General features: G+C 72.5%; 20 protein-coding genes. 11 read left to right on the forward strand and 9 right to left on the reverse strand.

Going from position 1 to position 18,521, the window contains the following annotated elements; genetic code table 11:
- The first annotated feature begins 21 nt into the window (after positions 1 to 21).
- Positions 22 to 1,341, forward strand: a complete 1,320-nt coding sequence (locus F6B42_RS12805) for a M1 family metallopeptidase (protein WP_150420065.1) — start codon at positions 22 to 24, stop codon at positions 1,339 to 1,341.
- On the opposite strand, the gene F6B42_RS12810 is transcribed toward F6B42_RS12805, so the two are convergent.
- The 4 genes from F6B42_RS12810 to F6B42_RS12825 are packed head-to-tail and all read right to left on the reverse strand — an operon-like array spanning position 1,289 to position 5,876.
- Positions 1,289 to 2,026: a 4'-phosphopantetheinyl transferase family protein gene (locus tag F6B42_RS12810; protein WP_150420066.1), complete on the reverse strand. Its 738-nt coding sequence runs from the start codon at positions 2,024 to 2,026 to the stop codon at positions 1,289 to 1,291. The genes F6B42_RS12805 and F6B42_RS12810 overlap by 53 nt on opposite strands.
- On the reverse strand, positions 2,026 to 2,964 hold the full coding sequence (locus F6B42_RS12815; RefSeq protein WP_150420067.1) for an NUDIX hydrolase: 939 nt from the start codon (positions 2,962 to 2,964) through the stop codon (positions 2,026 to 2,028). The genes F6B42_RS12810 and F6B42_RS12815 overlap by 1 nt, the downstream gene beginning before the upstream one ends.
- Positions 2,961 to 5,129 (reverse strand): RNA degradosome polyphosphate kinase, encoded by a 2,169-nt coding sequence (locus tag F6B42_RS12820; protein ID WP_150420068.1) that lies wholly within the window; start codon positions 5,127 to 5,129, stop codon positions 2,961 to 2,963. The genes F6B42_RS12815 and F6B42_RS12820 overlap by 4 nt, the downstream gene beginning before the upstream one ends.
- Before the next feature lie 48 nt (positions 5,130 to 5,177).
- The gene (locus F6B42_RS12825; RefSeq protein ID WP_150420069.1) at positions 5,178 to 5,876 is read right to left on the reverse strand and encodes a winged helix-turn-helix domain-containing protein; all 699 of its coding nucleotides are present in this window, start codon (positions 5,874 to 5,876) and stop codon (positions 5,178 to 5,180) included.
- A gap of 111 nt (positions 5,877 to 5,987) precedes the next feature.
- Between F6B42_RS12825 and F6B42_RS12830 the strand changes: the two genes are divergently transcribed.
- From F6B42_RS12830 to F6B42_RS12850, 5 genes are all read left to right on the forward strand, one after another.
- Complete coding sequence (locus F6B42_RS12830) at positions 5,988 to 6,278, forward strand: hypothetical protein (protein WP_150420070.1); 291 nt, start codon at positions 5,988 to 5,990, stop codon at positions 6,276 to 6,278.
- 146 nt (positions 6,279 to 6,424) lie between these two features.
- Positions 6,425 to 7,030 (forward strand): nitrobindin family protein, encoded by a 606-nt coding sequence (locus F6B42_RS12835; RefSeq protein WP_150420071.1) that lies wholly within the window; start codon positions 6,425 to 6,427, stop codon positions 7,028 to 7,030.
- Positions 7,030 to 8,118, forward strand: coding sequence for a CAF17-like 4Fe-4S cluster assembly/insertion protein YgfZ (gene ygfZ, locus F6B42_RS12840; RefSeq protein ID WP_150420072.1), 1,089 nt, complete (start codon positions 7,030 to 7,032; stop codon positions 8,116 to 8,118). Before F6B42_RS12835 ends, ygfZ begins: the two co-directional genes overlap by 1 nt.
- A 1-nt stretch (position 8,119) precedes the next feature.
- The gene (locus F6B42_RS12845; RefSeq protein ID WP_223878494.1) at positions 8,120 to 9,238 is read left to right on the forward strand and encodes an FUSC family protein; all 1,119 of its coding nucleotides are present in this window, start codon (positions 8,120 to 8,122) and stop codon (positions 9,236 to 9,238) included.
- Between the two features lie 130 nt (positions 9,239 to 9,368).
- The gene (locus F6B42_RS12850; protein WP_150420073.1) at positions 9,369 to 10,088 is read left to right on the forward strand and encodes a HEAT repeat domain-containing protein; all 720 of its coding nucleotides are present in this window, start codon (positions 9,369 to 9,371) and stop codon (positions 10,086 to 10,088) included.
- Here F6B42_RS12850 and F6B42_RS12855 read toward each other — a convergent pair.
- Positions 10,085 to 10,912 carry a class I SAM-dependent methyltransferase gene (locus F6B42_RS12855; protein ID WP_150420074.1) on the reverse strand — a complete coding sequence of 276 codons (828 nt, stop codon included), beginning with the start codon at positions 10,910 to 10,912 and terminating at the stop codon, positions 10,085 to 10,087. The two genes, F6B42_RS12850 and F6B42_RS12855, sit on opposite strands and share 4 nt — an antisense overlap.
- Before the next feature lie 41 nt (positions 10,913 to 10,953).
- Here F6B42_RS12855 and F6B42_RS12860 point away from each other — a divergent pair, with 41 nt between their 5' ends.
- Positions 10,954 to 11,703 carry a phosphoglyceromutase gene (locus F6B42_RS12860; protein ID WP_150420075.1) on the forward strand — a complete coding sequence of 250 codons (750 nt, stop codon included), beginning with the start codon at positions 10,954 to 10,956 and terminating at the stop codon, positions 11,701 to 11,703.
- 75 nt (positions 11,704 to 11,778) lie between these two features.
- Here the strand turns inward: F6B42_RS12860 and phoU are convergent, their stop codons facing one another.
- Complete coding sequence (gene phoU / locus F6B42_RS12865) at positions 11,779 to 12,465, reverse strand: phosphate signaling complex protein PhoU (protein WP_150420076.1); 687 nt, start codon at positions 12,463 to 12,465, stop codon at positions 11,779 to 11,781.
- A 169-nt stretch (positions 12,466 to 12,634) separates the two neighbouring features.
- Here phoU and F6B42_RS12870 point away from each other — a divergent pair, with 169 nt between their 5' ends.
- A complete protein-coding gene (locus tag F6B42_RS12870) occupies positions 12,635 to 13,840 on the forward strand; it encodes a sensor histidine kinase (RefSeq protein WP_150420077.1) in 1,206 nt (401 codons plus the stop codon).
- Complete coding sequence (locus tag F6B42_RS12875; RefSeq protein WP_150420078.1) at positions 13,837 to 14,520, forward strand: response regulator transcription factor; 684 nt, start codon at positions 13,837 to 13,839, stop codon at positions 14,518 to 14,520. Before F6B42_RS12870 ends, F6B42_RS12875 begins: the two co-directional genes overlap by 4 nt.
- A gap of 85 nt (positions 14,521 to 14,605) precedes the next feature.
- On the opposite strand, the gene F6B42_RS12880 is transcribed toward F6B42_RS12875, so the two are convergent.
- Positions 14,606 to 15,007, reverse strand: a complete 402-nt coding sequence (locus F6B42_RS12880) for a DNA modification methylase (RefSeq protein WP_223878495.1) — start codon at positions 15,005 to 15,007, stop codon at positions 14,606 to 14,608.
- Between the two features lie 228 nt (positions 15,008 to 15,235).
- On the opposite strand from F6B42_RS12880, the gene F6B42_RS12885 reads away from it, so the two are divergent.
- Complete coding sequence (locus F6B42_RS12885; protein ID WP_150420080.1) at positions 15,236 to 15,718, forward strand: CarD family transcriptional regulator; 483 nt, start codon at positions 15,236 to 15,238, stop codon at positions 15,716 to 15,718.
- A 22-nt stretch (positions 15,719 to 15,740) separates the two neighbouring features.
- Positions 15,741 to 16,934 carry a 2-C-methyl-D-erythritol 4-phosphate cytidylyltransferase gene (ispD, locus tag F6B42_RS12890; RefSeq protein ID WP_150420081.1) on the forward strand — a complete coding sequence of 398 codons (1,194 nt, stop codon included), beginning with the start codon at positions 15,741 to 15,743 and terminating at the stop codon, positions 16,932 to 16,934.
- A 99-nt stretch (positions 16,935 to 17,033) separates the two neighbouring features.
- Here the strand turns inward: ispD and F6B42_RS12895 are convergent, their stop codons facing one another.
- Both F6B42_RS12895 and F6B42_RS12900 read right to left on the reverse strand, forming a co-directional pair.
- Positions 17,034 to 17,507, reverse strand: a complete 474-nt coding sequence (locus F6B42_RS12895; RefSeq protein WP_150420082.1) for a GNAT family N-acetyltransferase — start codon at positions 17,505 to 17,507, stop codon at positions 17,034 to 17,036.
- Between the two features lies 1 nt (position 17,508).
- Positions 17,509 to 18,429: a DMT family transporter gene (locus tag F6B42_RS12900; protein WP_150420083.1), complete on the reverse strand. Its 921-nt coding sequence runs from the start codon at positions 18,427 to 18,429 to the stop codon at positions 17,509 to 17,511.
- Between the last annotated feature and the right edge of the window lie 92 nt (positions 18,430 to 18,521).

Here is an 18,521-nt window from a genome sequence, read left to right on the forward strand (position 1 = left end):
ACCGCTCGTGAAGGATCGCACATGACCGCGCCGGTGCGCACCGACGCGTACGCGCCCCAATCGGGCGATGCCTCGTGGGATGCCCTCGCCTACGACCTCGACCTCGTGTACCGCGTGCGCACGAACCGGCTGCACGGCACGGCGACGATCACCGCGCGGGCGCGCGAGGACCTGACCGCGGTTCGCCTCGACCTCGTCGGTCTGCGGGTCGAGCGGGTCGAGGTCGACGGTGTGCGCGTGCGCGGCGTGCGTCAGGGGCCGCGGTCGGTGCGGGTGGCGCTGCCGGCCGAGGTGCTCTCGGGCGACGCGTTCACGGTGCGGGTGACCTACGCCGGGGCTCCCGCGCCGCGCCGTTCCCGGTGGGGGAGCATCGGGTGGGAGGAGCTCACCGACGGCGCCCTCGTGGCCGGTCAGCCGACCGGTGCTCCGACCTGGTTCCCCTGCAACGACCGCCCCGATGCCCGTGCGCCGATGCGCATGTCGGTCACGACCGACGCCGAGTACACCGTCGTGGCGACGGGGACGCCGGCACCCGTCGAGCGCGCCGGGGGTCTCCGCACCTGGCGGTTCCGGTGCGATGAGCCGGTCGCGACGTATCTCGCCGCTGTGCACATCGGCCGCTATGCGCAGTCGGCCGTCGGGGGCCGCCCGGCCGGCGGGTCCGCCGTGCCGGTCAGCCTGGCCGTACCCGTCGCCCACCGCGCCGCGGCCGAGCGCGCGTTCGGGGAGGTCCCCGGCATCCTCGCCCTCTTCGCGCAGAGCTTCGGCCCGTACCCGCAGGCGGCCTGCGCCCTGGTCGTCACCGACGACGAGCTCGAGATCCCGCTCGAGGCGCAGGGTCTCGCCGTGTTCGGTGCGAACCACCTGGCCCCCGAGCACGCGCGTCTGATCGCCCACGAGCTCGCGCACCAGTGGTTCGGCAACAGCGTCGGCGTCGCCGCGTGGCGCGACATCTGGCTGAACGAGGGCTTCGCCTGCTACGCCGAGTGGCTGTGGTCGGAGCGCTCGGGCGGACCGTCGGCCGACGACTGCGCCCGCAGCCATCACGCACGCCTCGCCGCCCTGCCCCAGGACCTGCTGCTCACCGACCCCGGCCCCGACCTCATGTTCGACGACCGCGTCTACAAGCGCGGCGCCCTGACGCTGCACGCCCTGCGTCTCACCGTCGGCGACGACGCCTTCTTCGGCCTGCTGCGCGCCTGGACCGGCGAGAACCGGCACGCGCTCGTCGACACCGCGGACTTCCGCGACCTGGTCGAGCGCCGGCTGGGGGCGGCGTCGACCGTCCTCAGCCCGTGGCTCGACGCGCCGGCGCTTCCGGCGCTGCCACCGCGACGCTGACGACGACGTCCGCGGGACCGGGCAGCGGATGCACCGCGTACCTCCGCGGCGCCGGCCCCGAGCCTGCCGCCGGCCCGGTGCTGGCCGCCGGCGCCGGGACCTCCGCGAAGACGCACCCGCCGCGGGTCGACAGCCGCACCGTCGCCGGATCGACGCGCAGTCCGCGCCCGTCCGCCTTGAGCGCGGCCTCCACGCGGGTCCACGTCGTCGTGTCGGCGCGGTCGTCGTGCAGAGCATCGCGGATGCGGCGGACCGCCGCCGCGTCGAGGTTCGCGGGGGCCGCGTCGATCGCGAACCCGGCCCCGAACCCCGAACCGCCGCCCGCCCTGCCCGCGGCCCCGCCCTCGAGGTCGGCCGTCGTCGCGACGATCGCCCATCCCGCCGCGTAGGTGACCGACACGGCGCCCGGCCACCCCGCCGCCCGCACGGCCCCGTGGTCGCCGCCGCACCACCCGCACACCCGCGAGAAGCGGATGCCGGCGGCATCCGCGCCCTGCCGCGACAGCGACGCGCGCAGCGCCTCGTCCGCGGCGATCCGGCGGTCGCCGCCGGTGCGCCGCCAGCCGACGTCGACGGCGATACGTCTGTCGGAGCGCTGGGGCTCCTGGGGCTCCGGCTCGAGGATCAGGCGACACCAGTCCCGCGCGTCCGACGAACGCATCGCGTCGGGGTCCGCGGAGAGCATCAGACCTTCGGCAGGTGCGTCTCGATCGACACGATGCCGGCGCCGGGGGTGAGCCGCGACAGGTGGACGACCGAGAAGGCGCCCGTCTCGAGCGCCGAGGCGCTGCCGAGGTACGAGCCCCGCAGGGTTCCGGTCGCGAGGGCCATCTCGTTCAGCAGGTCGGGCAGCACCGGGCCGTGGCTGCAGAGCACGACGGGCTTTCGCGCGCGGACCCGGGCGCCGACGACGCTCCGCACATCGGCCTCGCCGCGCTCCCACGCGTCCTGCCCGAGCGCGGGCAGACGTTCGGTGTGCTTGCCGATCGCGCCGGCGAGCGGGGCGACCGTCCGCAGGCACCGTTCGGCGTCGGATGACGCGATGCGCCGCACCCCGAAGGCCAGCAGCGGACCGACGATCGCGTTCGCCTGCTTCTTGCCGCGCGAGCTGAGCGGCCGCGCAGCATCCTCGCCGTCCCAGTCCTCGCGCGAGACCGCTTTGGCGTGCCGCAGCGCGATGAGCGGGAACGTGTCGATCGCGTTCTCGTCGACGAGGCGCACGAACTCGTCGAGGATCTCGATGTCGACCGGGTAGCTCAGGCGGCTCCGCGCCTTCTTGAGCCCCACCCACTCGACGGCGGCGATCTCCTTGTTCGGCACGAAGCTCGACATCCGGATGGCGAGATCGGTCGCCTCGGTCGCCCAGTAGTGCACGATCTTCTGCTTCTTGCTCGGCAGACGATAACGCGAGACCCCCACGGGAGGGCCGAGCCGGACGGCGATGCCGGTCTCCTCGCGGATCTCGCGCACCGCGGTCTCGGCGAGCATCTCGCCGGGCTCGACCTTGCCCTTGGGCAGGGTGACGTCCCGATACTTCGTCCGGTGGATCAGCAGCACCTTGATCTTGTTGTCGACCACCCGCCACACGACACCGCCAGCCGCATAGATCGCGGTGTCGGTCATCGCACCGCCCGAGCGCGCCGGCGCCGCTGGACCTGGGTCATCGTCCGATCCTGCAGGTCGATGAGCGGCTTGCCGTCGGCGTCGAACGCGTGACGCGTCCAGACGCCGCCCTCGCCGAGGTGCCACGAGCTCGTCTCATCGCTCATGGCGAGGTCGAACAGGGCGATGAGCTCCTTGACGTGTGCCGGAGCGACGACGCGGACGAGCGCCTCCACACGGCGGTCGAGGTTCCGGTGCATCATGTCGGCGCTGCCGATGAACGCCAGCGTGTCGCCGTCGTTGTGGAACGTGAAGATGCGCGAGTGCTCGAGGTAGCGACCCAGGATGGAGCGCACCGTGATGTTGTCGGTGACGCCCGGCAGGTCGGTGCGCAGGGAGCAGATGCCGCGCACCCAGACGTCGACGCGGACGCCCGCCTGGCTCGCCCGGTACAGCGCGTCGATGATCTGCTCGTCGACCATCGAGTTGACCTTGATGCGGATGTGCGCCGGCTTGCCCTCGAGCGCGTTGCGGCGCTCGCCGTCGATGTGGCGGAGGAGGCCCTTCCGCAGGTGCAGCGGAGCCACGAGCAGACGCTTGAACTTCTTCTCGATCGCGTAGCCGCTGAGCTCGTTGAAGAGGCGGGTGAGGTCGCGGCCCACCTGCTCGTCGCAGGTGAAGAGGCCGAAGTCCTCGTACAGCCGGCTCGTCTTCGGGTTGTAGTTGCCCGTGCCGATGTGGCTGTAGTTGCGGAGCTTCCCGTCCTCTTCGCGGATGACGTGCAGCAGCTTGCAGTGGGTCTTCAGCCCCACGAGCCCGTAGACGACGTGCACGCCGGCCTTCTCGAGCTTGCGCGCCCAGACGATGTTCGCCGCCTCGTCGAAGCGCGCCTTCACCTCGACGAGCGCGAGCACCTGCTTGCCGCGCTCGGCGGCGTCGATGAGCGCCTGCACGATGGGGCTGTCGCCCGAGGTGCGGTAGAGGGTCTGCTTGATGGCCAGCACGTGCGGGTCGCGCGCCGCCTGCTCGAGGAACGCCACGACGCTCGTGGTGAACGACTCGTACGGGTGGTGGACGAGCACGTCGCCCGCGCGGATCGCGCTGAAGAAGTCGGTGCGCCCGTTCTGCTCGCCCGGCTGGAAGGCCGTCGCGGTGGTCGGCACGTGCGGCTGGTACTTCAGCTCCGGGCGGTCGATCCGCGTGAGGTCGAACAGTCCGCGCAGATCCAGGGGCCCCGGGAGGCGGTAGACCTCCTGGTCGGTGATGTCGAGCTCGCCGAGGAGCAGATCGAGGGTGACGTCGTCGATGTCCTCGGTCACCTCGAGACGGATCGGCGGACCGAACCGGCGGCGCAGGAGCTCGGCCTCGAGCGCCTGGATCAGGTTCTCGGTCTCGTCCTCCTCGATGACGACGTCCTCGTTGCGCGTCAGGCGGAACGTGTGGTGCTCGAGGATCTCCATTCCCGGGAAGAGGTCCTCGAGGTTGTTGGCGATCAGGTACTCGAGCGGCAGGTAGCGCGTGCCGGGGCCCTCGGTGTCGAGCTCGACGAAGCGGGGGAGCATCGGCGGCACCTTGAGGCGCGCGAACTCCTGGCGACCGGTCTTGGCGTTGCGGATGCGCACCGCGAGGTTCAGCGACAGGCCCGAGATGTAGGGGAAGGGGTGCGCGGGGTCGACCGCCAGCGGCATGAGGACGGGGAACACCTGCGCCTGGAAGTACTCGTACAGACGGGTGCGTTCGGCGTCGTCGAGGTCGTCCCAGCCGATGATCCGGATGCCGGATTCCGCCAGGGCCGGCATGACGTCGTCGGCCCAGGCCCGCGCGTGGCGCAGCTGCAGCGCATGGGCCTCGGCCGAGATGTCGGCGAGCACCTCCTGCGGCGCGCGGCCGACGTTGGTGGGCACGGCCAGCCCGGTGATGATGCGGCGCTTGAGACCGGCCACGCGCACCATGAAGAACTCGTCGAGGTTGCTCGCGAAGATGGCGAGGAAGTTCGCCCGCTCGAGCACGGGGAGCGTCGGGTCCTCGGCCAGTTCCAGCACGCGCTGGTTGAACGCGAGCCAGCTGATCTCGCGGTCGGTGTAGCGGTGGTCGGGCAGCTGCGCGTCGCCGGCTTCGAACGCGGGCTCGAAGTCGTCGTCGTCGGCGTCACCCAGTCCGGAGTCGAGAGCCTCGGTGTCGATCATCCCCTCATCATGGCAGTCCCGCGTGTCCTGCCGGTGAACGAGGCGTGGTCAGCTCTGCGCGGACTCGCGGGGGGTCGGCACCTGGTCGTCCTCGTACACGTTGAACCGGTACCCGACGTTGCGCACCGTGCCGATGAGCTGCTCGAGGTCGCCGAGCTTGGCTCGCAGGCGCCGGACGTGAACGTCGACGGTCCGGGTGCCGCCGAAGTAGTCGTAGCCCCACACCTCGCTGAGCAGCTGCTCGCGCGTGAACACCCGCGACGGGTGCGTCGCGAAGAAGTGCAGCAGCTGGAACTCCTTGTAGGTCAGATCGAGCGGCTTGCCGTGGACCTTCGCCGAGTACGACGACTCGTCGATCGAGATCCCCGAGGTCTGGATGCGGGTCGACACCTGCTCCTGACTGGTGCGTCCGGCGACGAGGCGGATGCGCGCGTCGACCTCGGCGGGACCGGCCGTGGCGAGGATGACGTCGTCGACGCCCCAGTCCGGCGAGACGGCCGTGAGGCCGCCCTCGGTGACGATGAGGACGAGCGGAGCATCGAGCCCCGTGGTGCTGAGGATCTTGCAGAGCGACTTCGCGCCGACGAGGTCCTGCCGCGCATCGAGGAAGATGACGTCGGCGCTCGGGGCGCTGACGAGCTGGGCGGGTTCGGCCGGGATGAGGCGGACGCGGTGGCTGAGCAGCTCGAGGGCGGGCAACGGCATCCCACCGCCGGGGGTGGAACTCAGGATGAGAAGCTGGGCCAACGGGGATTCCTCCGGGAGCTGCCGGGACGTGACCTCATCTTAGGCGCTGCCCGACGAGCCGCCGCGCGCGGCGGATCGGCGCCGGCCGGCGCGGTGCGTCACAATGGACGGGTGACCGCGCCCGATCTCGCCCCGCCCCGCACCGTCGGCGGAGTCGTCGCGGTCTGGGTCGTCGCCGCGCTCGCCGCCGTCGCGGTGGGGGTCCTCGCCCCGGTGGAGGATCGCGCGCTCTGGATGCCGATCGCCCTCGGCGCGTGCGTCGTCGTCGCCTTCGTCGTCCAGCTCGCGGTCGGCCGTTCGCGCGGTTTCATCCAGCGGGTCGCGGCGAGCGCTCTGGGTGCCCTGCTCGTCATGGGCCTCATCGGCGTCGGGTTCGCTCTCTCGGCCCTGATCGCCGCCTGAACGCACGCTCGGGCGTAGAGTGGAGAACATGGATCTCCTCGCGCTCGAACTGTTCTTCGTGGGCCTGCTCGGACTCGCCTCGCTCGCGATCTTCTTCGTGTCGGGCGTCGTCCTGAAGAATCTCTACCGCGGCCAGCGCTGACACCGTGCTCGAGCTGCCCACGGATCTGCCATCGGACCTCGTTCCGCTGTCGTGGCTGATCGGCGTGTGGGAGGGGTCGGGCGTCATCGACTACGAGACCGCCGACGGCCGGCTCACCGGCGAATTCAGCCACCGCGTGAGCTTCAGCCATGACGGCGGCGACTTCCTGAACTACTCCGCCACGGCGCGCCTCCGAGGCGACGACGGCACCGCGGGAGCCCCGCTCGTCGCCGAGACCGGCTACTGGCGTCTCGCCCGTCCCGCCGGGCCGTCCGACGCCGGACCCGGTCTGCTGCCGCCGTCCGCCGCCGCTGTCGAGCGCACCGTCGACGACGTCGAGGGCCTGCGCAACGGCGAGGGCGCCTTCGACATCGAGGCGGCGATCGTCCATTCCGACGGCATCAGCGAGCTCTACCTCGGGCAGGTGAACGGCCCCCGCATCGACATCGCGACGGATGCCGTCGTCCGCACCGCCGGCGCGAAGGCGTACACGGCCGCCACCCGCATGTACGGCTACGTCGACGGTCACCTCCTCTGGGCCTGGGACATCGCGGCGCTCGGCGGCGAGCTCGCCGCGCACGCGTCGGCGCGCCTGGCGCGAGCGGACTGATGGGCGGCGAGACGGACGTCTTCGCCGGGGTCGCCGGTGCCGTGGCCGACGAGCGCGGACTCGTCCACGTCGGCAACCCGCTGCGCGAGCAGCAGCTGCTCGAGCGCGGCACCGCCGTGGCGCCCCTGGGCGACCGCCGTGTCGTGTCGGTCGCGGGTCCCGACCGGCTGTCGTGGCTCGACTCGCTCACCTCGCAGGCGCTCGCGCAGCTCGCTCCCGGGGCGAGCACGGAGCTGCTCGTGCTCGATCCCCACGGCCACATCGAGCACGCGGCATCCGTCGTCGACGACGGCGAGACCGCGTGGCTCATCGTCGACGCCGACCGGGCGGCGGCTCTCGCGACCTGGCTGCAGCGGATGCGCTTCCGGTTGCGGGTCGAGATCGCCGACCGCGGCGACGAGTTCGCCGTCGTCGGCGGAACGGCCGCTGCCGTGGATTCCCTGGCAGCCGTCGCGCGGTGGCGCGATCCCTGGCCGAGCGTGTCGATCGGCGGCTGGGGCTACGCGTCCGGTGACGGGCACCCCGGCGTCGAGCGCGACTGGTCCGAGGCGGTCGTCTCCCACGAGGTGCTCGCGTCGATCGTCGCCGAGGCGGCCGCGAGCGAGCGCTCGCTCGCGGGGCGTCTCGCCGCCGACGCGCTCCGGGTCGCCGCCTGGCGTCCCCGCGCCGCGAGCGAGGCCGACGGGACGACGCTCCCGCACGAGGTGGACTGGCTGCGGACCGCCGTCCACCTGTCGAAAGGCTGCTACCGCGGCCAGGAGACCGTCGCGAAGGTGCACAACCTCGGTCACCCGCCCCGCCGGCTCGTCGCGCTGCAGCTCGACGGCAGCGACGCGGTGCTCCCCGAGCCTGGCGCCGCGGTCTTCTCGGGCGACGACGAGGTCGGGCGCGTGACGTCGGTCGCGCGCCACTTCGAGCAGGGGCCGATCGCCCTCGCGATCGTGAAGCGGAGCGTGCCGACGGATGCCGCGCTCACGGTCGCGGTCGACGGCGAGCCGGTGGCCGCCGAGCAGGAGACGATCGTCCCGCCGGATGCCGGGCGCACGGCGGCGCCGCCGCGGCTGCCCCGCCTGAGCCGCCGCCGCTGACGTGGCGCCCGAGCGCGCCGGCGAGCCGCCCGCGGTCACGGCTCCCGTGACGACCGGGTGGCGCCGCCACATCCGGCCTCGCCGCGGATTCGATCGCTCACGCGAATCGATCCCGGCCATCGTGCAGATCACGGTCGCGGCATCCGTCGCCTACGCCTTCGCGCATCTGGTCCTCGGTCACGCGGCGCCCCTGCTGGCCGCGACGGTCACGATCTCGAGCCTGGGTCTCGTCCGCGACGCGCGCCCCCGGCGCGTGCTCGAGACGGTCATCGGCATGCTCGTGGGCGTCCTGGTCTCCGAGCTCATCGTCGTCGCTCTCGGGTCGGGAACGTGGCAGCTCGCGGTCGCCCTGATCACGACCCTCATCATCGCCCGGTTCCTCTCCGCTCAGCCGAGCTTCGCGATCGCCGCGGCCATCCAGTCCGTCATCGTGATCGCGATCCCGGGCAGCATGCCCTTCATCCGCCTCGTCGACGGACTCGTCGGCGCCGTCGCCGCACTCCTCGCGACGGCGCTCCTCCCGCGTCGTCCGCTGCGCGAGGCAACGCGCGCCGCCGACGCGCTCTTCGCCGCGTTCGACGGTGCGGCCACGACGGTCATCCAGGCGATGCGGCGGGGCGACCGCGTCCGCGCCGACCGCGGTCTCGAGAAGGCGCGGTCGCTGCAGCCCCTCGTCGACGACTGGCGGACGTCGCTCGATTCCGGACTCGCCGTCGCCCGGATCTCGCCGTTCCTGCGACGACAGGGCGCCGAGCTGCAGCGGCAGGAGCGGATGCGCGCGGCGCTCGATCTCGCCACCCGCAACCTGCGCGTCATCGCGCGGCGGGTCGTGTACTCCCTCGACGACCGCGAGCCGCGGCCCATCGCGGCGGACCTGCTCGCGCACATCATGCGCGGTGCCGACACGCTCGGGCAGTCGGTCCACGACATCGCGCTCGAACCCGTCGCCCTCGAGACGCTGCGGGCCGTCGCGGCGCGGCTCGACCCCCGCGACCTCGCGCCCGAATCGTCCCTCGGCGACCAGAACATCATCGCGGCGCTCCGTCCCCTCGTGGTCGATCTGCTGACGGCCGCCGGGATGCCGGTGGCCGAGGCCCGCGCGACGATGCCCCGCATCTGACCCTTCGTGCTCCTGCGGCCCCCTGTGGACCGTGCCGACAGGGCAGATGAGCGGGGGTACCGGCGAAGGCGGCCGGATCGGCCCCGGCGGCCCCGGAGTGGTGTCAGATGGAAGCGGAGGTATCGACGAGATGACACAGGCGACACCGGATGCCGCGGCCGACCGGCTGCGCGCCGCGCTGCAGCACGCCGACGGTTCGGAGCGCGTGCGCAGCGCCCTGGCCGCGGGAACCTACCCGCGCGGATCGTACGTTCGCGTGCTGGTCGACCGTTGCGCGGCCGAACCGGACTTCACGGTGCGCGAGACCCTGACGTGGGCGCTGACCCGGCAGGACCGCGACCTGACGCTCGCCGCCCTGCTGCCGGAGCTCCGCTCGCCCGTCGCCCAGGCCCGGAGCCAGGCCCTCCACACGCTGTCGAAGCTCGGCGACGAGCGGGCGTGGCCGGAGATCACGCCCGCCCTGCTCGACGACGCCGATCCGGACGTCGCCAAGACGGCGTGGCGCGCGGCATCGGGCCTCGCCCCCGACCGCGACCGCCCCGCCCTCGCCGACGCGCTTGCGACGCATCTGGGGCGCGGCGAGCCGGATCTCCGCCGCAGCCTCAGCCGCGCGTTCGTCGCGCTGGGCGCCGACGCCGAGGCGGCCGTGGATCGAGCTGCCCGATCGACGGAGTGGGAGGTTCGGATGCACGCACTCGCGACCGCGCATCTGCTCGAGAACCCCGAGGACAGCTTCGAGACGGCGGTGGCCGAGGCCCGTCGCACGTCGGCCCGTCGTGACGCCGCCGGCTGGGACGACGGGGCCCGGTCCGACCGCGCGAGCGGCGACGGCCCCCCACCCGCGCGCTAGGACCCGGCTGACGGGCGCACCGTCTCCCACGGCACCGTGACCTCTCCGAGTCGCCACCGCGCCCGCGGGCCGAGGTCGACGCCGCGCCCGGCGAGAGCCTCGACCGCGGTCCGCCACCGCTGCACCGGCCCGAACGCGGACGCCGGCGCCGCCCGCATCCATTCGTCCTCGAGCGCGCTCAGCAGCTCGTGCACCCGCTCGCCCGGCACGTTCCGGTGGATCAGCGCCTTCGGCAGACGCTCGGCGGCGATTGCGGGGGAGTCGAGTCCGGCGAGCCGCAGCGAGATCGTGAGCGAGCGCGGGGCGGCGTCGGCGCCGACCTCGATCCAGGTGCTGACGCGTCCGATCTCGTCGCAGGTGCCCTCGACGAGGATGCCGCCGGACGCCAGCCGGTTCGCCATGCGCGCCCACGCGGCGGCGACATCGCCCTCGTCGTACTGGCGGAGGACGTTGAAGGCGCGGATGACCGCGGGCCGCCGCCCGCCGGCGACGGGAACCTCGAAGCCGCCGCGCTCGAACCCGACGCGCGCGTCGGTCGCGAACGGCGTCCGCCCGGCGCGGACCTCGGCGAGCTGCGCGCGGGCGCGCGCCACGCGCTCGGCGTCGATCTCGAGGCCGAGCACCTCGACGTCGGCCCGCTCCGGGCGCAGCCGCGCCTCGAGTTCGAGAGCCGTGACGCCGCTCGCGCCGTAGCCGAGGTCGACGACGAGCGGATCGGCCGCGCGTCGCAGGGCCGCGTGGCGAGCGATCCAGCGATCGACCCGACGCAGCCGGTTGGTGCCCGTCGTGCCGCGGGTCGCCTGGCCGATGGGGGCGGGGGTCACCTCCCCATGATCGCAGGCTCCGGCTCGGTAGACTCGGGTGCATGAGTGCGCCGTACACGCTGATCCTCCTCCGCCACGGGCAGAGCGAGTGGAACAAGTCGAACCAGTTCACCGGATGGGTCGACGTGCGACTCACCGAGCAGGGCAGAGCCGAGGCGCAGCGCGGCGGTGAGATGCTCGCCGAGGCCGGACTCGAGCCCGACGTGCTGTACACGTCCGTGCTCAGCCGCGCCATCCAGACCGCGCAGATCGCGCTCGACGCGGCGGATCGCCTGTGGATCCCGGTCAAGCGCTCGTGGCGCCTGAACGAGCGCCACTACGGCGCGCTGCAGGGCAAGGACAAGGCGCAGACCCTGGAGGAGTTCGGGAACGACCAGTTCATGCTCTGGCGTCGCTCGTTCGACGTGCCGCCGCCGGAGCTGGCCGACGACGATCCCTACAGCCAGGTCGGCGACCCGCGATACGTCGGCATCGACGGCGAGGTGCCTCGCACCGAGTCGCTCGCGCTCGTCATCGATCGGCTGCTGCCGTACTGGGAGTCCGACATCGCCGCCGACCTGCGCGAGGGCAAGACCGTGCTCGTCGCCGCGCACGGCAACTCGCTGCGCGCGCTCGTGAAGCACCTCGAGGGCATCAGCGACGACGACATCGCCGAGCTGAACATCCCCACCGGCATCCCGCTCGTCTACAAGCTCAACGAGGACCTCACCCCGGCAGGGCCCGGCGAGTACCTCGACCCCGAGGCCGCCGCTGCCGGCGCGGCCGCCGTGGCGAACCAGGGCAAGGCCTGACACCCGACCCGGTGCCGGGAACGACGGAGGGGCGGTGCCGATCGGCACCGCCCCTCCGCGTTCGTCGGATGCGGGTCAGAGACCGGCCTCGCCGACGATGACGTTGATCGTCTCGGTGTCGGGACGCCATTCGCCCGTCGCGAGATAGGCGACGCGCTTGGCGACGGTGACCGCGTGGTCGGCGAAGCGCTCGTGGTAGCGGCTCGCGAGGGTGGCGTCGACCGTGGCCGCCGCCTCGCCCTGCCAGTTCTCGCTGAGCACCTTCTCGAACACGCTCAGGTGGAGGTCGTCGAGGCGGTCGTCGAGGTTGCGCAGCGTCTCGACGAGCGCGAGGTCCTCGCTGCGCAGCAGCTCAGTGAGCGTGCGCGCGACCTCGACGTCGATCTCGCCCATCTGGGTGAACGTGTTCTTCAGGCCCTTGGGGATCGCCCGCTCGGGGAAGCGCATGCGCGTCAGCTGCGCGACGTGCTCGGCGATGTCGCCCATGCGCTCGAGCGAGGCGCTCATGCGGAGGGCGGCGACGACGATGCGGAGGTCGCGCGCGACCGGCTGCTGACGGGCGAGGATCTCGATCGCGAGCTCGTCGATCGCGATGGCCTTGTCGTCGATGATCGCGTCGGCGTCGATGACCTCTTCGGCGAGCGTGATGTCGCTGGTGCCGAACGCGCGGGTGGCCTTCTCGATCGCGACGGTCACCAGCTCGGAGATCTCGACCAGGCGCGCCTGGACGTCCTCGAGGGACTGGTGGAAAACTTCGCGCATCGGAGCACCTTCCTCATTGCGGAGACAGCACGAGGCCGCGAATGCGGCTCGGCGATTGTCCCCCTCTCAGGTTAACGAACGGTGCCGACACGGTGAACATCGCGGCGGGAGGGGCGATATGGCCGGGAGGTGAACGATCCGGCCGGATGCGACGTCCTACTCTGGATTCATGGATCCGACGCAGCTGGCGCTGGTGGCACTGCTCGCGGGAGCGATCGTCGGGGTCCTCGTCACCGCTCTCGTCGTCGTGGCCCTCCGCGCCCGGGATCGAGCCCGCGAGCAGGCGGATGGGGACGTTCCCGCCGGCGCGCGCGAGGTGCTCGCCGCGATGGACGAGGCGGCCCTCATCGTCGACGCCTCCTTCCTGATCGTCGCGAACTCGCCGACGGCCGAGCTGTTCGGGCTGCGGGCGGGTGAGTCGATCCCCGGTGACGAGCTGCGCGAGCTTCTGCGCGCGTCGCGGGGCGTGTCGCATTCCGAGACCGGCACGCTGCGCCTGCGCCGCGGGGTGGCGCCGGCCGAGCCGCGCCTGATCGTGGCCCGCGCGAGCAGCATCACCCCGCGCCTGACCCTCGTCCTCGTGCGCGACATCACCGAGCGCGAGCGGGTCGAGGAGATGCGCCGCGATTTCGTCGCCAACACCAGCCACGAGCTCAAGACGCCCGTGGGCGCCGTCACGCTCCTGGCCGAGGCGATCGAGTCGGCCGCCGACGATCCCGAGCAGGTGCGCTCGTTCGCCACGCGTCTGAGCGGCGAGGCGACGCGGCTCGGCAACCTCACCTCGCGCATCATGAGCCTCTCGCGCCTGCAGTCCTCGGACGAGCTCACCGAGCTCCGCGACGTCGCGGTCGACGAGGTCATCACCTCGGCCATCGAGACGCACGCGATCGCGGCCGAGTCCGCCGGCGTCACGCTCGTGCGCGGGGGCACCCGCGGGCTGTACGTGCGCGGCGACGTGCAGGTGCTCAGCGAGGCGGTGGGCAATCTCATCGCCAACGCGATCGCCTATTCGCCGCCCGCCAGCCACGTCGGCATCGGGGTGAAGAGCGCGCCCGAGGCCGTCGAGATCGCCGTGACCGACCGTGGCATCGGCATCCCCGAGAGCGACCAGCAGCGCGTGTTCGAGCGCTTCTACCGCGCCGATCACGCCCGCTCGCGCCGCACCGGCGGCACGGGGCTCGGGCTGTCGATCGTCAAGCACGCCGTGCAGCGCCACGGCGGCGAGGTCCAGCTCTGGTCGCGTCCCGGACGGGGCTCGACCTTCACCATCCGCCTTCCCGCCGTCGCGGGACCCGAGGGCGCCGCGCCGGTGAAGAAGGCCAAGAAGAGGATCGCCCGGGCGACGCCAGCCCGGACGAAGGGAGAAACCGCATGACCCGTGTTCTGCTCGTCGAGGATGAGCCCGATCTCGCCGAACCGCTCGCCTACCTGCTGCGTCGGGAGGGCTTCGAGGTCGAGATCGCCGAGGACGGCCCCGCCGCCCTCGAGGCCTTCGACGCCCGCGGCGCGGACATCGTGCTGCTCGATCTGATGCTGCCGGGGATGCCCGGCACGGAGGTGTGCCGCATCATCCGGACCACCTCGAAGCTCCCGATCATCATGCTGACGGCCAAGGACTCCGAGGTCGACATCGTCGTGGGCCTCGAGCTCGGCGCCGACGACTACGTCACCAAGCCCTACTCGTCGCGCGAGCTGCTGGCGCGGATGCGCGCGGTGCTGCGCCGAGCCGCCACGGCCGAGGTGGACGTCGACGAGCGCGTGCTCGAGGGCGGCCGGGTCACGATCGACCTCGACCGCCACACCGTGGCCGTCGACGGCGGGGAGATCAACATGCCCCTGAAGGAGTTCGAACTCCTCGAGGTGCTCATGCGCAACGCAGGACGCGTGATGACCCGCGGCCAGCTCATCGACCGCGTGTGGGGGAGCGACTACTTCGGCGACACCAAGACGCTCGACGTCCACATCAAGCGCATCCGCTCGAGGATCGAGTCCGACCCCGGTGCGCCGTCGATGCTCCTGACGGTGCGGGGGCTCGGCTACCGCTTCGAGGCCTGACGCCCGCTGCGCAGACGAGCGAAGGCCCGGCGAGCGATCGCCGGGCCTTGTCTCGTCGTCCGGCTTCGGCCGAGACGCGAGCGGGTCACTCCACGAAGGGGACGTACTCGGTGTAGTAAGGGAGGCCGCCGTCGAGCACGGGCACGTCGATGCGGACGCCTTCGCCGTCGCCCGACTGGAACGACATGGGCAGCGTCGCGCCGGCCGTCGTGTCGAGGTCCTCGAAGAGGATCGGCTCGTTGCCGTCGACGCCGAGGAGCAGCTGCTGACGCGCCGGGACGCGCACCGTCTCGCTCGCACCTGCGACGCCGAGCACGAGGGTCTGCGCCTCGTCGGTGTCGTTGACGATCGACGCGAGGAAGTTGCCGGCCGTGCCCGACTCGTCGGTGATGACCATCGCGTTGCGGATCGCGAGCGGACCGGAGGGCGGCACGTTCACGCCATCCGAGGCGGAGTAGTCGATGGTGGTCGCCTGAGGGGAGATCATGCTGCACCCCGTGGCTCCCAAGGTCAGGGCGGCGCCCACGGCAATCGACGCGACGATTCGCAGTTTCACGGATCCTCCAGGCTGGGCAGACGGCATCCCCAGCAGTCTACGGGGTAGGTGTGCGAGCGGTGGGACGCGGGGCGCCCGCCCGCGCGCGGGCAGAAGGGCGGCAAAGCCTACTGTATGCCGCCTGTGGTATCCTGGATGTTGCCGAAGGGACATAACTCCATGCTTTTTGAGGTTGGCGAAACCGTCGTCTACCCCCACCACGGGGCAGCCACGATCATCGAGGTCAAGGACCGGATCATCAAGGGCGAGACGAAGAAATACCTGAAGCTCAACGTCACGCAGGGCGACCTCGTCATCGAGGTCCCGGCGGACAACGTCGACCTGGTCGGCGTTCGCGATGTCATCGGCAAGGACGGCCTCGAGAAGGTCTTCGATGTGCTCCGCGCGCCGTTCACCGAGGAGCCGACCAACTGGTCGCGCCGCTACAAGGCGAACCTCGAGAAGCTCGCGTCGGGTGACGTGATCAAGGTGAGCGAGGTCGTCCGCGACCTCTGGCGCCGTGACCAGGACCGCGGCCTGTCGGCCGGCGAGAAGCGGATGCTGGCCAAGGCGCGCCAGATCCTCGTGTCCGAGATCGCGCTCGCGCTCAAGGCCGACGAGGAGCACGCCTCGGGCGTGCTCGACGAGGTCCTCGCCTCCTGATCCCGGCTCGGCGTCACGAGCCGTGGACCTGATCCCCGTACCGCGTGTCGCGGTCATCGTCGTCGCGGCCGGCTCCGGCACGCGTCTGGCGGGCGGAGCGCCGAAGGCCTTCGTCGGCATCGACGGCAGCTCGATCCTGCGGCACGCGCTCGACGGCATCGCAGCGGCGCCTCCCGCGCAGGTCGTGATCGTCGTGCCCTCCGGACGTGAGGGCGACGCCCGCACCGAGGCGCTGTCGGTGTTCGGCGACCGGAACGAGCTCGTGACGGTCGTTGCGGGCGGGGCGACCCGGCAGCAATCGGTCGCCGCCGGGCTCGCCGCACTCTGGGCGGACGTCGACACCGTGCTCGTGCACGACGCCGCGCGGGCTCTCACGCCGCCCGCGGTCTTCGCCCGTGTGATCGACGAGGTCCGGCGCTCCGGCGCCGGGGTCATCCCGATGCGACCGGTCGTCGACACGCTCAAGCGCGTCGCGGATGCCGTCGTGACCGAGGCCGTGGATCGTACGCCGCTCGTCGCCGCACAGACGCCGCAGGGCTTCCCTCGGGCCGCGCTCGAGGACGCCTACGCGCGAGCCGGAGCGGAGCACACCGACGACGCGGCGCTCTTCGCGGCGGCCGGTCACGAGGTGCGCACCGTGGACGGCGACGACCTCTCCTTCAAGATCACGACGCCGGCCGATCTCGACCGTGCGCGACACCTGCTGCGGTCGGGGGCGCCGGCGGCATCCGCTGCGCCGCTCGCGCTGCCGCGGGTGGGAACCGGGACCGACGTCCACGCCTTCGGCGGAGACGCGCCGCTGCGCCTCGCCGGGCTCACCTGGCCCGGTGAGCCGGGACTGCGCGGCCACTCCGACGGCGATGCCGTGGCGCACGCGATCGTCGACGCCGTGCTGTCGGCTGCCGGGCTCGGCGACATCGGGACCCACTTCGGCGTCGACCGGCCCGAGTTCGCGGGTGCGACCGGCGAGGTGTTCCTGCGCCGCACCGCCGAGCTCGTCGCCGAGGCCGGATTCGCGGTCGGCAACGTCTCGGTGCAGGTGCAGGCGAACCGTCCGCGCTTCTCGGCCCGCCGCGCCGAGGCCGAGGCCGTGCTGTCGGCTGCGCTCGGCGCCCCGGTGTCGGTCGCGGCGACGACCACCGACGGCCTGGGCTTCACCGGCGCGGGCGAGGGCGTCTCGGCGACCGCGGTCGCCCTGGTCCACCCGGCGCGCTGAGGCGCGGCATCCGCATCGGGCGCACTTTTTCACGTCGGGCGCGCACATCCCCGCGCGCGACGTTCAGATGTGCGCCGCATCCGGCCGCCGGTGGCGCGATCAGGCCGCGAGGGTGCGGGTCATGAAGACCGAGAGCGGATCGGGGGAGTACTCGCCGAACGGCTCGCAGTACGCGAACCCCGCTCGCTCGTAGAGGCGGCGGGCGGCGGCGAACTCGGGTCCCGAGCCGGTCTCGAGCCAGACGCTCCGGATGCCGGCGGCACCGGCCTCGAGCAGCAGACGGGCCAGCACGGCCCGACCGATCCCGCGGCCGAGGTGGGCCTCGACGACGCGCATCGACTTCAGCTCGGCGCGCTCGGCGTCGAGGAACGCGAATGCGCCCACGCCGGCGATCGCTCCGTCGACCCATGCCGTGTAGACGCGGACGGACGGATGCTGCAGTCCCGCCAGGTCGAGCGCATGGACGCTCTCGGCCGGGGTGTTCTCGTGCATCCCGGCCAGGTGGGCGGCGACGAGCGCGCGCGTGGCGTCGCCGGTCAGGTCGTCGCGGACGATGACGGGGTCGGTGGTCATCTCAGGCCTCCAGGGGAGTCGGGTCGGGATTGCGGCGAGCGCGCGAGGTGAGCGCGAGCAGGACGAGGCCGGCCGCGAGGACGACCAGGCCCGAGACCGCGAGGGGGGCGAGCCGCTCGCCGAGCAGCAGCACCCCGAGCAGGCTCGCCGTCAGCGGTTCGGCGAGGGTGAGGGTCGCGGCCGTGGCAGCGCTGAGACCACCGAGCCCCCACGTGAACAGGGCGTATGCCAGGGCCACCGTCGCGAAGCCGAGCCACAGGGCCATCGCGATGCCCCGGGGCTCGACGATCCAGCGCATGTCGGCGAACGGCAGCATGACGAGGCCGCAGACGGCGGCACCGGCGCCCATCGCGCCCGACACGGTGAACGCGTCCCAGCCGCCCGCGATGAGGCGGCGCTGCGCGTTGGCGATCACGGCGAACGACGCGCCCGCGCCGAGCGATCCGAGGACGCCGACGGCATCGGCGCCCGTGGCGCCCCCGCCGGCGACGGCGAGGACGACGACGCCCGCGGTCGCGAGGCCCGTCGCGAGCAGCCACGACGCGGTCGGTCGGCGGCGCGTGAGGAGCCACTCGAGCAGCCCGGCGAGCACGGGGGCGGATCCCAGCGCGACGACGGTGCCGACGGCGACGCCGTTCCGCGCGGTGCCGAGGAAGAACAGCGGCTGGTACAGCGCGAGACAGAGCCCGGTGAGGGCCATCAGCGCGAGGGCGTGTCCGCGCACCGGGGGAGCGGCGGCCGGCTCACGCCGGCGACGCCGTGAGCCGATGAGCAGTCCGACGAGGGCCAGGGCGGCGCCGCCGACGAGGAGGCGTGCCGTTCCCACGGCGAACGGCGTGGTGCCCTCGGGGCCGAGCGCCTGAGCGGTTCCGGTCGTCCCGAACAGCACGGCGGCGACGAGGACGGCGACCACGAACAGCACCCTCCAGTTCTACCGTCTCGTCGACGCGCGCTTCGACGGACCGCCTGGGCCCGGCCGACCGGTGCACCGCGGGCGCTCGCCGCCCCCGCCGG

The sequence above is a fragment of the Microbacterium radiodurans genome, from assembly GCF_008710705.1.
GTDB classification, from domain to species: Bacteria; Actinomycetota; Actinomycetes; order Actinomycetales; family Microbacteriaceae; genus Microbacterium; species Microbacterium radiodurans.